The 14957-nt window shown below is 36.1% G+C and carries 16 protein-coding genes and 2 pseudogenes; 13 read left to right on the top strand and 5 right to left on the bottom strand.

All coding sequences use genetic code 11. The features are described from left to right. Window positions 1-180 precede the first annotated feature (180 nt). Together AM592_RS17260 and AM592_RS17255 are read left to right on the top strand one after the other, a co-directional pair. Window positions 181-726: a D-lyxose/D-mannose family sugar isomerase gene (locus tag AM592_RS17260; RefSeq protein WP_098945257.1), complete on the top strand. Its 546-nt coding sequence runs from the start codon at window positions 181-183 to the stop codon at window positions 724-726. Window positions 727-745: 19 nt separating this feature from the next. After that, window positions 746-2080, top strand: a complete 1335-nt coding sequence (locus AM592_RS17255; RefSeq protein WP_053604950.1) for an MFS transporter — start codon at window positions 746-748, stop codon at window positions 2078-2080. A gap of 61 nt (window positions 2081-2141) precedes the next feature. On the opposite strand, the gene AM592_RS17250 is transcribed toward AM592_RS17255, so the two are convergent. Further along, complete coding sequence (locus AM592_RS17250; protein ID WP_053604949.1) at window positions 2142-2654, bottom strand: MFS transporter; 513 nt, start codon at window positions 2652-2654, stop codon at window positions 2142-2144. A gap of 61 nt (window positions 2655-2715) precedes the next feature. On the opposite strand from AM592_RS17250, the pseudogene AM592_RS17245 reads away from it, so the two are divergent. Continuing rightward, window positions 2716-3056: pseudogene (locus tag AM592_RS17245) on the top strand (winged helix-turn-helix transcriptional regulator). Between the two features lie 46 nt (window positions 3057-3102). Here AM592_RS17245 and AM592_RS17240 read toward each other — a convergent pair. Further along, window positions 3103-3300 carry a hypothetical protein gene (locus AM592_RS17240; RefSeq protein ID WP_053604948.1) on the bottom strand — a complete coding sequence of 66 codons (198 nt, stop codon included), beginning with the start codon at window positions 3298-3300 and terminating at the stop codon, window positions 3103-3105. A 912-nt stretch (window positions 3301-4212) separates the two neighbouring features. Continuing rightward, the gene (locus tag AM592_RS17235; protein WP_053604947.1) at window positions 4213-5808 is read right to left on the bottom strand and encodes a glycoside hydrolase family 32 protein; all 1596 of its coding nucleotides are present in this window, start codon (window positions 5806-5808) and stop codon (window positions 4213-4215) included. Window positions 5809-6212: 404 nt separating this feature from the next. Here AM592_RS17235 and AM592_RS17230 point away from each other — a divergent pair, with 404 nt between their 5' ends. The 9 genes and pseudogenes from AM592_RS17230 to AM592_RS24405 all read left to right on the top strand — a co-directional run bounded on the left by AM592_RS17230 (window position 6213) and on the right by AM592_RS24405 (window position 11514). Then, complete coding sequence (locus AM592_RS17230; RefSeq protein ID WP_053604946.1) at window positions 6213-6566, top strand: YidH family protein; 354 nt, start codon at window positions 6213-6215, stop codon at window positions 6564-6566. Window positions 6567-6702: 136 nt separating this feature from the next. Continuing rightward, complete coding sequence (gene rlmH / locus AM592_RS17225; RefSeq protein WP_053604945.1) at window positions 6703-7182, top strand: 23S rRNA (pseudouridine(1915)-N(3))-methyltransferase RlmH; 480 nt, start codon at window positions 6703-6705, stop codon at window positions 7180-7182. 316 nt (window positions 7183-7498) lie between these two features. Further along, window positions 7499-7750 (top strand): annotated as a pseudogene (locus tag AM592_RS24775) (recombinase family protein); the annotation flags it as partial. Window positions 7751-7778: 28 nt separating this feature from the next. After that, a complete protein-coding gene (locus AM592_RS24770) occupies window positions 7779-7928 on the top strand; it encodes a hypothetical protein (RefSeq protein WP_225970263.1) in 150 nt (49 codons plus the stop codon). A 258-nt stretch (window positions 7929-8186) separates the two neighbouring features. Next, window positions 8187-8372, top strand: coding sequence for a hypothetical protein (locus AM592_RS17210; RefSeq protein ID WP_053604943.1), 186 nt, complete (start codon window positions 8187-8189; stop codon window positions 8370-8372). A gap of 35 nt (window positions 8373-8407) precedes the next feature. After that, complete coding sequence (locus tag AM592_RS17205; protein ID WP_225970262.1) at window positions 8408-8719, top strand: hypothetical protein; 312 nt, start codon at window positions 8408-8410, stop codon at window positions 8717-8719. A gap of 89 nt (window positions 8720-8808) precedes the next feature. Further along, on the top strand, window positions 8809-10500 hold the full coding sequence (locus AM592_RS17200; RefSeq protein WP_053604941.1) for a DUF6119 family protein: 1692 nt from the start codon (window positions 8809-8811) through the stop codon (window positions 10498-10500). Window positions 10501-10619: 119 nt separating this feature from the next. Continuing rightward, window positions 10620-11102: a hypothetical protein gene (locus AM592_RS17195; RefSeq protein ID WP_053604940.1), complete on the top strand. Its 483-nt coding sequence runs from the start codon at window positions 10620-10622 to the stop codon at window positions 11100-11102. A gap of 241 nt (window positions 11103-11343) precedes the next feature. Continuing rightward, a complete protein-coding gene (locus tag AM592_RS24405) occupies window positions 11344-11514 on the top strand; it encodes an antitoxin VbhA family protein (RefSeq protein WP_192841118.1) in 171 nt (56 codons plus the stop codon). A 280-nt stretch (window positions 11515-11794) separates the two neighbouring features. Here the strand turns inward: AM592_RS24405 and AM592_RS17190 are convergent, their stop codons facing one another. Next, complete coding sequence (locus AM592_RS17190) at window positions 11795-12034, bottom strand: hypothetical protein (RefSeq protein ID WP_053604939.1); 240 nt, start codon at window positions 12032-12034, stop codon at window positions 11795-11797. A gap of 287 nt (window positions 12035-12321) precedes the next feature. Beyond that, window positions 12322-13674: a type I glutamate--ammonia ligase gene (gene glnA, locus AM592_RS17185; RefSeq protein ID WP_053604938.1), complete on the bottom strand. Its 1353-nt coding sequence runs from the start codon at window positions 13672-13674 to the stop codon at window positions 12322-12324. Between the two features lie 310 nt (window positions 13675-13984). On the opposite strand from glnA, the gene AM592_RS17180 reads away from it, so the two are divergent. Continuing rightward, entirely contained in the window at window positions 13985-14470 is a 486-nt protein-coding gene (locus AM592_RS17180) for a hypothetical protein (protein ID WP_053604937.1), read from the top strand. The last annotated feature ends 487 nt before the right edge of the window (window positions 14471-14957 follow it).

Below are 14957 nucleotides of genomic sequence, written 5' to 3'. Positions count from 1 at the left end.
AATGGAAACGCTTTTATTCATCCATATCGAAAATTCATGTCATTTTAAACAAAATTCATATGTTACATCCTAAATTTTAAAAACCTGAATTTTAGACAATCATATATGTGTTTCAGATATAGCCATAGCCAATACCTCCGAGATACAATGATCACAATCGAAATGAAAGGGGTTACATTCATGGTGAGCCGAAAAGAGTATGAATCAATAAAGCATGAATGCATGGATTTACTTAACAAAGCTGGTATTGTTCTTTCTCCTAGTGAAACCGAGTCACTAGAAATTGCCGATTTTGGTTTAGGTCGTATTCGCGAGCTTGGATTACAGTTAATTACCTATATCAATACGAATCGCTATTGTGCAAAAGAACTGATATTACTTCCTTTCCAAACGTGTCCGGAGCATTTACACCCGCCTGTAAATAATGAAAAAGGGAAAGAAGAGACATTCCGATGCAGGCAAGGTCTTGTTTACTTATATGTGCCGGGACCTAAAACAGAAAACCCGCATTCCGTAATTCCCGCTAATTATAATTTGTATTTAACAGTTTGGCATGAAATCACGTTGCATCCTGGAGAACAATACACGATTCAACCGAATACACCGCACTGGTTCCAAGCTGGGAAAGACGGCGCTATTGTTTCAGAATTTTCTTCAACAAGCACAGATGAAAACGACATTTTTACTGATCCAAATATAAACAGAATGCCAGTTATAACGGATTAAAAGAAGGAGGAGAGAAAAGATGGCAGTCTTATCACTTGAAAAGAGGACGATAAGGAAAGTAACATTACGAATTGTTCCATACATGTTCATTGCTTATTTAGTTGCATTTCTAGATCGGGTAAGTATTACCTACTCTTCAATGGGCGGAATGGATGAGGCATTACAATTAACTGCCAGTACGTTCGGTCTGCTCTCAGGGATATTTTTTATCGGATATTTTCTATTTGAAATCCCTAGTAATCTATTGCTAAATAAGTTCGGGGCGAGAAAATGGATTGGCCGTATCCTAGTTACTTGGGGGATTGTAACCGTTATAACTGCGTGGGTTGAAAGTGCTACTCATCTTCTTATTCTTCGATTTTTATTAGGGGTTGCGGAAGCAGGTTTTTTTCCCGGGATGATCTTGTATATTACTTTTTGGTTCAGACAAAAAGAACGTGCAAAGGTTGTCGCACTATTCATGACAGCTCCGCCAATTGCTAATGCTTTAGGTGCCCCTTTATCAACCTGGATCGTAGAAAATATCCATTGGGCGGGTATGCCAGGTTGGCGATGGCTTTTTATTTTAGCAGGCTTGCCAGCAGTTGTGTTAGGTATTATCACCTTTTTCTATTTAATTGATAAACCGGAAAAAGCAAAATGGTTAACATCGGAAGAAAAAGGATGGTTAAACTCGGAATTAAATAAGGAAAAGGAAAGTAAAATTAAGGTTAATAGTCTTTCAATGAAAGAAGTTTTTAAGAACAAGGTTGTCTGGAGATTTACTTTTATCAATCTCACCTTTGTTATAGGATTATATGGTATCAGTTTCTGGATGCCGCGCATCATCCAATCACTATCAGAACTTTTTACAGACGCAACCTTAGGATTTGTCACCATGATTCCGTTTTTATGTGGTGCAATTACTATGGTATTAGTAGGAAGAAATTCCGATCGGACGGGGGAGAGAAAGTATCACTCAGCGATAGGGCCTCTACTCGGATCGCTAGGTTTAATAGGAGTGTTGATTTCGCCTCATCCTATTGTTTCTGTCATTTTAATTTGTGTAACCACAGCCGGTTTGTATAGTTTTTCTGGTCCCTATTGGGCTTTCGCTTCATCTATGATAACAGCGGAAGCAGCTGTTGTTGGTATTGGTATTGTCAATTCAGTAGGTAACTTTGGTGGGTTTATTGGTCCTTATATGATAGGGATTTTAAATGATGCCACAGGGAGTGTGGTTTTTGGTATTGCTTTTCTTGCCTTGATGTTAATCCTTACAAGTATTCAGCTTTTAACGGTTAGGAAAGAAAAAATAGGAATAATTAATAAAGATCAACCATCTATTCCTAAAAATTTGCAGCAAAAAATGTAAGCGTTTTATTAATATGGAGGAAAATCAGGCTGTATTTCCAAAAGGAAAAACAGCCCGTTTGCTATGCCGTTTCAGAATAATTCCTTTTTCGTATCGAGAAAGAGACAATGGCCGCAGCCAACCCCAAAGCTATCGTACTGCTCGCTGCCCATGGATGATAAAGGACTGTGGATGCCGAATTCACAAGAATTCCCCCTAAACCTGCACCAATAGCCATTCCTAAATGTATAATCGATGTGTTCAAACCAAGTATGAAATTGCTTGACTGAGGTGCTTGTTGAATAAAGTACGAATTAATACCAGGAGCCGCCATAAAGATAAACATCATCCAAATCGTTAATAAAACCAATCCAATAGGCAGTATTGCCGTAAACATAGGCAGAAAAGCAAGAGCACCAAATGAAACTAAAAAACTAAGAGAAATCATGCGGACAGTTCCCCAAGCATCGACACCTGATCCATCCAAGCGTGAGCCGATTACTCCAACCACTCCTAATACAAGCATCATGAGACCGACACCAGAAGTATTTAAATGAAGGATAGTTTCAAAAAATGGAGTTAAATACGTAAACATGATTGAATTACTCATACATAAGATTTATTTGATAAACTAACTTTTGTTGGGAGGTGTCATTTTGGAAAGCTCTTTTGAAGAAAACGAAAAAATTTGTTCAAATATTTGTCAAGTCTTACAGATTATTGGCTCGAAGTGGTCCTTTCCGGTAATTGCGGAGCTGGCTCAAGGACCAATACGATACAATCAACTACAAAAAAAGATCGAAATCATCAGGCCGCAGTCTCTCACAAACACACTGCGCCAATTAGAACAGAACAAAATGGCTTTGTCCACCGGCAGGTTTTCCCAACGATACCAGTAACCGTAGAATATTCATTGACAGAAAAAGGCGAGGATTTCCAAAATGTTTTGAAGGAAATGGACAAATGGGCGTTAAAGTGGGTAGGTAACAATGAATAAGGGGCAAATACCAAAAAAGACGCCGGCATATCGGCGTCTTTTGCATTTATTTATTTTTAAGATTGAATAATTTCATGAGGGGATTTTTAAATTTATCGTTAATCCTCAACTCATCCATAATTATCTTCTCTTGATGGTCAGCAATCCATTTTTTTAGCTCTTGTTTGTCCTGACAGTGAGTGTAGTAAGTTTCTCCACACTTACCGACAGCATTTACAACGTATCTGCAAGATGATTTCCCCATGTTAGCCACCTTTACAATCAAATTATCACGTATGGATTATAACAGCTTCTGAAATGGTTTATCCACCTTTTTTTTAATCTTTTACAAATAATTTATTCATACTTTTAGTAAGTGGAAAACCAGGCGTACCGTGTGAGTTTTCTTGACACAATAAGCCGCCCCAAAAGGCTCTGGATCAGGCCATCAGCTATTAATTGAATGGATCAAGCGGGAAGCGGGCTGGACTGACGCTAAGCACTAATAATATGTATGCGAAGGGCAATGCAGTTTTTTCGAACAGCACGGAGTTTGGAAGGACGAAGAAGGAAATATAAAAGGAGAAGCTGATGTCTCTTCCCACATGAGAATAGAAAATGGAAAAGTAATGTATCTATCTAGATATGACAATGTGGAACAAGCGCTAAAAGATGCTAAGTTAACCAGTAAGGATCGAATACGGTGTTGATCAAGCAGTAAATGAGTATTATCATTTTGAAGCTGAGCTAGAAGGCTATGAATTCTGTAGGCCAAAAAGAAGTCAGAAAGCCAGGGAAAAGTCCTTCATAGAGGTTGTGAAGGCCAAAAAGGCGTAAGAAAGCCAGAAAAAAGTCCTTCATACGGGTTAACTTATCGTAAAGTAGATGCTTAAGGCGGCAGCCTCTCAATGAAATTGGTCTGAGTGCAATCTACTGATACCTTTTAATGAAGCACATTGATAAAAGCCTCAACACTTTTTTTATTTTTCATGATGGGCAAATAAACATAAGAAAAAGTTCGGGCAAAGGATTGTTTTTTTAATTGTATAATTGAGTCCCCCAAAACTCGTCAAAAAGCCTTTGCTCAATAAGAGCGAAGGCTTCTTTTTTACCAGATCCTAAGGAGGTCCATTATAGTACAAGTGCCAATTCTGACACGTGTATTTTATAACTTTATCTATTTATCCCAAGTGCTACCTAATTTGTATACATCCAAAGAAGTTATCTTAACATCTCCATCTTTTGAATAGATCTCTAATCCATCACTACTAGGGTCAGGGAAAATTTGATTGGTCAGAACCCTTTCACCATCGTTTCCAAAAACTTCAACGGAAGAACGATCAATGAAAATATGCATCTTAATTTTATTGTCCTCTGAATCTAATGGGGCTGTATAAACACCGGCGAAGTCTTCACTGAAGTCAGTTCGTCCAGATTTTCTCCGATCAACAAATAGTTCTCTCTTCTTTGCATCATATCCGACTTTTGTGAACTCCCCGTGTCCTTTTCGAACATAAAAGCCAAACTCATCTGCTGAACCTAATTCAAACTCAGCTACAATCTCCTGTGTCTGTCCACTTATCTTTGGAATTTTGATATTCTCCGATTGAATCTTACGGTTTTTAAATTCAAATTTTTTATCCCTAATTTTCTTTATCTCATGTATTGGTTTCTGAGTGAGCAGGATCTCACCATTATCTGTCTTTTTTAGCCCCACTTCTCGCGGTATGGACATAGCACTGCGCCAAGGAGATGTAGGGATTTTTTCAGCATAATTCCAATTATTCATCCAAGCTATCCATACTCGTCGCTGATTCATATTGTCCCAAGATTGACTAGCATAGAAATCCTTTCCATAATCCACCCAGTTAATCTCTTTTGGCTCTTGCTTAGTTTTGAAGGTTTTCCCATCAAAATCCCCTATAAAATATTGTCCACCAGAACCACCTGCAACTGCACCTGGGTTAATATCTACGCCCAATACCCATTTTGTATGGTTTGGATTACCGTCTACAGGTATTTCAAATAGATCAGGGCATTCCCAGACACCTCCATGAGCACCCATTCCTTCACCAAATTCACTCTTATATTCCCATTCCTTCAAATTTGATGATGAATATATTTGTATGCGATTACCAGCTGCTACGACCATGACCCACTGTTTTGTATCCTCATGCCAGAAGACCTTTGGATCACGAAAATCTGCAATCCCCGGATTTTTAATAACGGGATTTCCTTTATATTTCTTCCATGTCCGTCCGTTATCCTCACTATAGGCAATACTCTGTTGCTGCGTATCCCCTGCATGAGTGAAAATTGCGACTAATCCGCCTGAACCTTTTTTAAAGAGTCCACTAGTATTATGTTTATCTACAACCATACTGCCTGAAAAAATCATCCCTAATTCATCCGGTTTCAAAGCCACATCGAGGTGTTCCCAATGTAAAAGGTCCTTACTAACAGCATGTCCCCAACTCATATTTCCCCATGTGTTTCCCTTAGGGTTGTATTGATAGAAAAGGTGATACTCTCCCTTATAATAAACCAATCCGTTAGGATCATTCATCCAATTCTGTTCGGGAGTGAAGTGGAATTGAGGGCGATAAATCTCATTATAATAATGACGGTTAGTATTCAATTGAACTCCGGGTAATTCCCCTAATCCTTTTACTTCTCTGGAATCATTGGCTATCGAACTCGTTGGGTACGAGAACAAACCAGCCACTAATGTCACAGTGGTAACAAAGGCTCCTAAACGATAATTTTTTTTCACATGCTCTCCTCCTTAATTGTGGATAAAACACCTAGGGTTTCTTTAGACTGCTAAGCTATCAATTAAAGCGCTTTCAATTAGTATGATATGTCAACCTGTATCATGTGTCAACCGGTTTCATAAATATAATATTGTCATTCAAAATAGGGACTTGGGATGAATGTTGAAGGAAAAACGTTTCGATAGGGATAAAAGCTTTTGGAACAGGAGGACTTGTTGGACCGGTACTTTTAGCAGGATTAGGATATTTTTAATACTCTATAATTATTTAAATAAGGAAATCCATTTGAAAGAGTAATCCTGTGCGTGCAAACTCCTGTAGCGTTTTTCTTAATTAAATAAGTGTTGTAAAATTATAGGTACAGGAGAGTTTGCTCCATACACCATGTGAAGGGAGACGAAAAATGGCAACCGTCGAGTCGAAATACATACAGCAGCATCTTGCAAATGAACGAACTTATCTGGCTTGGATCAGGACGGCGATCGCCATTGGCGGAGTAGGTTTCTTGGTTACGAACCTTCATTTTAACCCTGCTTCTGAAGTGAGTGATTGGGCAGATAAGATCGTTACGGCAATCGGATATTTATCGATCGTCTTAGGAATTTTTACATTAATTTTTTCAACGATCAGCTATCTCCGCAAACGGAAGCAGATCAATGAGCAAACCTTTGAATCCTCGCATGTGATTGTAGTGTTTTTGACTGTTTGCATGATCTTGGTTTTCTTGACCTTTTTTGCTTATTTGTTGCTGCGGTAAATGTTTGGGCTGCCAGGCAGTCCTTTTTTAATTGGAATAATTGTGATCACCATACTTTATGGGGTTATTTGGTTTTAGAGAGCCGTAGGATATAATGAATCATAAGAAATAACTACAAATGCAGGAGCGACGAGCAATGAAAATCACCATAATTACCGTAGGAAAACTAAAAGAAAAATACTTGAAACAAGGAATCGATGAATACATCAAACGCCTATCCGCCTATGCAAAGGTGGACATCATTGAACTCCCCGACGAAAAAGCCCCTGAAAACTTAAGCGAACAGGACATGAGAATCGTAAAAGAAAAAGAAGGCGAACGAATCCTCGCCAAAATCAACCCGGACGACCACGTCATCGCCCTCGCTATTGAAGGGAAAATGAAAACCTCAGAGGAATTCGCTGATACGATAGATAAGCTTGCAACTTACGGAAAGAGCAAAGTCAGCTTCGTTATTGGCGGATCTCTCGGCTTGAGTGACGAAGTATTGAAGCGGGCGGATGAGAAGCTGTCGTTTTCTAAAATGACGTTTCCGCATCAGTTGATGAGACTGGTTTTGGTGGAGCAGGTGTATCGTGGGTTTCGGATTATTCGGGGGGAGCCTTATCATAAGTAAATGAGGTTTCTATAGAAGAGTGGTCTTTTAAGATTGCTCTTTTTAATATTCCGCAAAAATACTAGGAACGAATGTTCGGTTTATCTATTGGCCATTTCGCTTGATAAGGATGAATTTAATGAATTTCTTTCGTTGCACTTGAACTAGTAAAGTCCCAATAGGTAAAAAAGTTTTTGAGTACATGTGCAAACTACTCATACTAGACATTTACCTTACCCGAGTCTCCACGTTGGAACAGGCAGAGGAAGGATACAGTATTGATGAACAGGTCCGGGTGCTGAGAGAAATGTGCGAGTGAGAGGGTTACGTTGTTCATAAAGAGTACGTGGACCGAGGGGAAAGTGGTAAGAATATCAAGGGTAGACCTGCTTTACAACAATTACTCCATGATGCCAAAAGTAAAGACTTTGATTTGGTGCTAGTTTGGAAGGTAAATCGCTTTTCTCGCAAAACAAAGGATTTACTTAATATTGTTGAAGAGCTTGAAATGAGAAACATTGTGTTTCACTTTAAAGGGGGGAGGATTCATCTATTACGGATGAGTTCTCTCCCCCTTTTTCTATTTTAATCGACTCATAAAAAGGAGCAAATAACATTTGAGAATTATTAATGTATTCAGAAATTACATGGAGGAGCATCACCCACATTTAGCCTGGAAGGACTGGAAAGCTGACGTTAAAACCCTTTCAGTGGATGACATAAGAAACGAAGAGGTAAAGGCTAATATTCCAGAAGAACACAAATAAGAACTGACTTGCTGGGTATTCTTCTATGATGGCGGAGTATCGAACGTTGTTTATTTGTTACAGGATAAGCAAGGTCTGAAGGATATCGGCATTGGTCTTTTGAACGATGGTAAACTTGTTAAGCCTATTAGCTTTGTGTGAAGAACTGGTTGTCAGAAAGATAGCACAATTAAATATTTTTACACGTCAGAGAGGTTGGCTCTAAAAGAGTTGCGTCTCTTTTTTCGTGCGTGATTTTATGGTAAAGGAGGTGATAGCATGACACCAATTGACTCATTTAAAGCAGGTGTGGCGTTTGGAGTATCCATCTATGTATTTATAAAGAAGAACACTTATTTTGGAAAAAAAAGGGGGATTAGTAATGCAAAACTTTCTGCTGGGAACAGTCGTTGGGATTGTAGTTTCTTTGGCAACGGAATTAACACAGCACAAAAAACCAAATAGGAGCTATCGATAATGAAAATAATAAAGATAAGATATTGGATGATTTTCAAGAAATTCAAGGTAATTATCAAGAGGAATTTATAGAGTATTTAAAGGGCGAATTTTATTGCTTATATGAATACTTAAGTAATGGTGAATCAATAGACAATTGTACCCTTTCTAACACCCAGACTATGGTAATATTAGAGAATGAAAGAGAATTGAAAATTATCAAAAAAAGAAGTTGTGATATAGAGTTTGTGGATGAAGAAAAGATACAAGATTTAATTACTCCAAGGATTGGTCTTAGACATGAACATGATATTCAGCTTCATTACTGTTTGAAAAGCATACAAAAAGCAATATAAGCTTCAGTCGGAATCAAGAATAAGGAAGAAATCTTCCTTTTCATGTGTAGCCTGCTAGAAGCTTAATACAAAAGGAAGGGAGAAAAGGAATGGAACTAAGTATCTATAAGCAGGTTACTACAAGGGAAGATTTTATTAAATTCTTACGAGAAAAAGAAATGCGTAGAATTGGTGAAAGTAAAACATATACAAGTAGAATTGTGGTAAATGAAGAGGAGAAAGTAGAGCAAGTAATTATTGATTTTTTCTTTAAGTTAGATTCCGAGGAGACAGTTGAAATAGAGTGGGCTAACTATTGGAGTGGTTTTTTTGGGGATGCCTCTAAAAAAACAAAAACTGTTGAATCGGCTTTTGGCATGATTATTCTTGAGTTAGATAATAATTTATATGCTATATCCTTAGGAAGAGGTCATAGCTACGCTAATAACTTTGCTGATATGGATTTTGGCTTCGATATTGCAGAGATAATACATGATGAAACTTCTATTGAAGTTAAATCAGCTAAGTTCTTTAAACAATCAAAGAATAAATCACTTACTCAGTATAATACAAATTCATACGTCACATCAGAAATTGGGGAAAGTCATGAATTGTTAGTAAGTAAGATTAATATTGACGAGAAATATTCTGGTTTCTTGCTATATTCGTATGAGGACAAGATGAGATTTGGTTCAGCTGTAAAACTTGAAATAAGTGATTATACTCCAAGGGATATTATCGATATCGTCCATGAGTTACATTATATATGTTTAAACGAAGAAAAATCAGGAAGCCTACCAAGAATGAATTTCCTGAAAAATAATGTAGACAACCAGCCTATGATTTCTGATTTAAATAGTATGCTATTAGACGCAATTAAGACGGTAGTACCAAGTGTGAGCCTATCATATTTTATGGAAGATGATGGAGGTATATTAATAGAACCAGCAAAAGAAGACAGTGTAGAGATGATTTATGATAGAAGAAGTTATTTACTTGATTCTTATTCAATTGAATCTATTGGTCAGAAACTTAATGAGATTGATTGTATTGATGTATCAAGGGTTTCAATAAGACCAAGGTCTGACAGAGGAAGCCAAATCAGCTTACTTAAAATCTTAGACTATAGTACTGAATATCGCAGAAAAGATTATTGTTTATATAAAGGAAAATGGGCAAGTTTCAATAAGTCTTATATGGATTTTATTGAGCGAGAAATAGTTAAGGTTAATGAGTGTGCAATCTTCATTCCAGGTTATAATCTCACTGATAAAGCCTTAGAAAAAGGAAGGGAGATTCAAGCATCAGATATAGAAGAGTATGACCAAGTTGCATATGCGGAATATCCTTTTAACATTTTCTTAAAGGATGAATTCAATTTTATTTTACTTGATAGAAAGAAGGGGCAACATTTTTATAAAAATGTTGAGTTTGCTGACCTTTATGATGTTAAAGAGAATGCCTTAATTCATGTCAAAATAGGAAGTACTCCTGATATACGTTACTGTATTCAGCAATCGATTCACAGTGCTGAAATATTTAATACCCAAAGTGATGCATTAGAAGTTCATGGTATAGATAGAGTTAAAAAAGTCTCAATGCTTTTAGTGCTACAGTCTGAAAATATTATTCTAGAAGATGGAACAATCGATTTTTCAATTAACAAATCAATTTACCTCAAGATAGAAATCATCGAGTGGTTAACAAAGATGAGGATGTTAGGATATATCCCTGAGATTTTAATTGCCAAGGATTTAAGAGAAACCAAAAGTAAGCCAAAGGAAGAGATTGCTACAACATAATGGAGCTTATTAGGATGTTGCAGCGGGGGTAGTTATCCCTTGGTTTCGAACAGTATTCTATAATTTAGTTAAATTTATTTGTGTTATATTTACTGACAATAACAGAGGAGGAATAAATTATGGAAGAACAAGTTATAAATTTAGGTACAAGACTTGCAGAAGCTTTAGATAAAAGCTCGTATAGTTGGGTTAGTACTAAAATAACGCAAGCAAAGGAAAAAAAAGAAGAAGGTGAGAAACAACTCATTTATGATGAAATAATCTCTAATTTATTGCAAGATAAAATGGAATTAGAAATGGTAGCACGTGAATATAAAGCCCTATACGAAAAAATTACTATTAGCGACGATGACATTGAGCATCTTCAGAAAACTATTAAACATGTAGTTGAATTATTTAGCACTTCACCAACATTAAATAGCGGTCAAGTTGAAGTGTTAATTAGTTTAGTAAATAAAGACACCTTAAAGACAATGCAATTGTTGGGTTTTAACTATAAAGAAGCAATTGGACAACCATTGACTGAAGTATGCGCAAGTGCTATTCATAGAAGTTTAGGGGGAGGTAAAAATGGCGGTGGAAAAAATCAAAAAAATAGATAGTAAGAAGCTCTGTCATTAATAAGAAAAGTGAAATAGATGGACGATATTAAAATGTATTTTTCTTATAGTGAATTACCAAACCTACCCTTTTACAGAGCAGAAATATATAGAACCTCATTTAGATACATCACGGAGAACCGTATCATAAGTGAGGTTACTAAAAAGTAAGTGGTATAAGTGCCACTATAACATTAATTTTTGAAATTTAAAAAAGAAACTATATTAAATAAGGACTGATGAAATGAGCAACCAAAATCAATTAGAAAAAGCTGTCCGCAGCGCTAAAGCTTCACTTGCCGTTGAAGGGCTTTATGTAACAGCCGAAGAAGAAGCTCTTATTCTAGAACATCTAGAAGGCAAAATTACAGAAGAAGAATTTCATAAACGAGCGTTAGAGCTAATCAATAAGTAAGCCTGTTTCTCAAAATTTGAGAATGGGTTATGTTCACATCTATCTACCGACTAGAGGATTGGTTCTGGATAGAATGAGTAAATTGGAGAAAAACGAAAAACGATGATTTTGTTTCTCAGGTTTTTTTGGACTATTTCCCAAAAACAAAATCATCGCTAATCGCATAAAATAGTTGTACTTGAGGGTTGTAGTGCAAATCACTTAATTTAAAGGTAGTTTCTTAAGTTCCAAAATCAAAAGAAATATTCATTATGCATTCTCTACTCACTTATATTATGGGCTATCCCGGAACTTGTATCTCTTTTCCTAGTTTTTTTAATATGATAAAAGCAAAATAGAAAACAAAAAAATCAAACAACAAATTCCATACTTTAAAACTAATTAGCCAACCTCCATAATAAGCTAACCACTGAGCCGGAAATCCCAAAAAATAGTGAGACTCTTCAATTTGAATCCCAATTCTAGGAACCAAAGAAAAGATAACAACTGTAATGAGACTGAGATAGTGTATTTTTTTCACAATATTCCTCTTTTCTATAAATCTTCTGCAATGGCAAAATCCTCTGACACCTCATAAAGGGTTCGCTAACCTGTAACAACGCAAGAACCAATGATGTGAATAATGCCGTAGTCGAATCCTTCCATTCCTCGCAATAGGCGTAAGAATTCAGCACCCAATCAAGGGTGAAACGAAACGTACATGCACTACTACAATTATACATGACCTTTTACAAAATAAATGAAACTGCCACATCCCCGTCGAATTCAGGGCTGTGGCAGTTTCATTTTCTTCTTTTATTTTGCAAATTAGAATTTATATTGATAGTTTTTAATTTCCCAATCATGAACAGTTGTGCGGTAGTCGTCCCACTCTGCTTTTTTCGCAGCTACATATTCATTGAATACATGTTCTCCAAGCGTTTTAAGACCAATTTCTCCAGCTTCCAATTCAGCAATTGCTGCTTCTAATCCAGCCGGTAAACTGTCAATTCCAAGCTCTTTTCGACGTGCATCTGTCATATGGAAGATATCCTCGTTGATTGGAGCGGGTGCTTGTAATCCTTTTTCTACACCATCTAAACCTGCAGAAGCAATGACTGCAAAAGTTAAATATGGATTAGAAGAAGGATCTGGACAACGTAACTCAACACGCGTACCCATTCCACGTGCTGCAGGAATACGAATTAACGCTGAACGGTTTGAAGCAGACCAAGCAAGGTAGCAAGGAGCTTCATAACCTGGTACCAAACGTTTGTAAGAGTTTACTAGAGGGTTTGTAATCGCAACAAAACCTTTCATATTCTCTAATAATCCAGCAATAAATGAATATGCTTCATTTGAAAGTTGTAATTCATCAGACTCATCAAAGAATAGATTTTCTCCATCTTTAAAGAATGACATGTTAACATGCATTCCTGAGCCGTTGATTCCAAAAACTGGTTTCGGCATAAATGATGCATGCAATCCAAACTGAGCTGCAATTGTTTTAACAACCCATTTGTATGTTATTGCTAAATCTGCTGCACCTAAAGCGTCAGCATATTTAAAGCTAATTTCATGTTGTCCTTCTGCAACTTCATGGTGAAGAGCTTCAATTGTGAATCCCATTGCTTTTAATGTTTTGAAAATTTCAACTCGAACTTTTTCTCCTAAATCTTTTGGAGACGGCTCAAAGTATCCGCCTAAATCACCTAGTTCTGTAGTTGGATATCCTTTTTCATCTGTTTTGAATAAGAAAAATTCTAATTCGGGACCAACAGAAATGGTATAGCCTTTTTCAGCAGCACGTGCAACTGTTTTCTTAAGAACGTTACGTGTATCGCCCTCAAACAATGTTCCATCCGTATTTGTAACAGAGCAAAGGAAACGTGCTTCTGCATAACCTTCTGTTTCAGTCCAAGGCATCACTGCGAACGTATTTAAATCAGGTAATAAGTAACAATCCGATTTATTAATAGGGGAAAAACCTTTAATAGATGAACCATCTAACATGATTTTACCCTCTACAGCATCGTCTAATTGATCTGTAGTGATCGTAATATTTTTTAAGATGCCTTCAATGTCAACAAATTGAAGATGTAATAGTTCTACATTTTTTTCTTTAATTGTACTCTGAATTTGTTCTACTTGTCCTACTTGTTCTAACGTAATTTGAGCCATGATATATAACCTCACATTTTCAGTTCTTTTTTCTCACATTGATTTAAATTATAAATAATTTATAACTTTTGCACAATGGTTTTTGTAATTTTAAAATATTCCAGCAGGAAGTGATATGGATAAAAACTGATAAAAAGAACGTACAATAGTCGGAATCAAATATTCGATGATGGAGTGTAAGGGGTTTTAGGAGGCGTTAATAGAATAAAGACTCTATGTGTTTTAATGGATAAAAAAATATTTGCTAGTTTATTTATATTATAGTTAAGTAGGTGTGGAAATTTTTAATTTATATTGGAGTTGCTATACAATGAAGTATTTCACTTACGATTTATTGACAACAATTAACCATGAAGGTTTAAATGAGGAAAAAATTGAAGCTGCCGAACAACAATGGAATAATAATAGTGTTTTATACGCAAAAACTTTTCAAAGTCTAATTGATAGATTACCTTTTGAGGTTTACGATCGATTTAATGGTTTTGGGTTCCATGAGTATCAGTTAGAAAAGTTGGCTCTCGGTCATACTAGTTTATTGCATACAAATATTGATTTAATTCTTGAGAATGATAATGAACGTTGGAAACTTTCTTTTATCAACATTTCAAATTTCAAATTTAATCATTTAAATCAAGGTGCTATAAACCCGATATTCAATCCTACTTTAGATTCTTGGGTACAAGAAGAATTCTTATCAGTTGATGATGATACTTTGAGCTTCGAAGTATTGTTTGCATCAGGTGCTAACATTCAAATATATTTTAAAAACAATAATATTACGATGGAAAAGTTATAATTAGATCAAGTTTCCAAGACGGTAAGTAAAAGCATGACAATTTCACAAAGTTAAGACGCTTATTCATAGGCTCAAGGATCGGTTTCTGGGCTTGTATAAAGAAAGGCAACCGATTCTGTGTTTACTTAGGAATAAAATTAAATGAATCAATTTAAAGCCCTGCTTAGAGGGCTATTTTTTTTACATGTATGAAAAATAGCGGAGATTGAATTTTTTTAGTAAGCAGAGATGTTTTCAACGAGTCTCCGTTTCAACCCCTTTTTATAGATTAATACATAATAGTACGCAATCAAATTAAGGTTAGATACCATTTTCCAGGGCTTTAAAAGGGTAGTTAGTTTACGGTTTTTTAACAAAATTTTCATAAAGCCAACATGTTTACAAGTTACGGTAGAAGTAATAAAGGAAAGGAAGGAACTGCAACTGAGGATTTTTTTGATAACCATAGTTGAGAGATAAGTTCTAAAGTAGCTGTAAGGGGGGATTT

It is taken from the genome of Bacillus gobiensis, assembly GCF_001278705.1.
Classification (GTDB): Bacteria; Bacillota; Bacilli; order Bacillales; family Bacillaceae; genus Bacillus; species Bacillus gobiensis.
Note: the sequence above shows the minus strand (reverse complement) of the source record. Positions and strands in the feature narration are given on the sequence as shown.

Excerpts from the sequence above, each read along its gene's own strand:
- AM592_RS17260 (WP_098945257.1), top strand. The coding sequence starts at position 181 with ATGGTGAGCCGAAAAGAGTATGAATCAATAAAGCATGAATGCATGGAT.
- AM592_RS17255 (WP_053604950.1), top strand. The coding sequence starts at position 746 with ATGGCAGTCTTATCACTTGAAAAGAGGACGATAAGGAAAGTAACATTA.
- AM592_RS17250 (WP_053604949.1), bottom strand. The coding sequence starts at position 2,654 with ATGTTTACGTATTTAACTCCATTTTTTGAAACTATCCTTCATTTAAAT.
- AM592_RS17240 (WP_053604948.1), bottom strand. The coding sequence starts at position 3,300 with ATGGGGAAATCATCTTGCAGATACGTTGTAAATGCTGTCGGTAAGTGT.
- AM592_RS17230 (WP_053604946.1), top strand. The coding sequence starts at position 6,213 with ATGGCAACCGTCGAGTCGAAATACATACAGCAGCATCTTGCAAATGAA.
- rlmH (WP_053604945.1), top strand. The coding sequence starts at position 6,703 with ATGAAAATCACCATAATTACCGTAGGAAAACTAAAAGAAAAATACTTG.
- AM592_RS17210 (WP_053604943.1), top strand. The coding sequence starts at position 8,187 with ATGACACCAATTGACTCATTTAAAGCAGGTGTGGCGTTTGGAGTATCC.
- AM592_RS17200 (WP_053604941.1), top strand. The coding sequence starts at position 8,809 with ATGGAACTAAGTATCTATAAGCAGGTTACTACAAGGGAAGATTTTATT.
- AM592_RS17195 (WP_053604940.1), top strand. The coding sequence starts at position 10,620 with ATGGAAGAACAAGTTATAAATTTAGGTACAAGACTTGCAGAAGCTTTA.
- AM592_RS24405 (WP_192841118.1), top strand. The coding sequence starts at position 11,344 with ATGAGCAACCAAAATCAATTAGAAAAAGCTGTCCGCAGCGCTAAAGCT.
- glnA (WP_053604938.1), bottom strand. The coding sequence starts at position 13,674 with ATGGCTCAAATTACGTTAGAACAAGTAGGACAAGTAGAACAAATTCAG.
- AM592_RS17180 (WP_053604937.1), top strand. The coding sequence starts at position 13,985 with ATGAAGTATTTCACTTACGATTTATTGACAACAATTAACCATGAAGGT.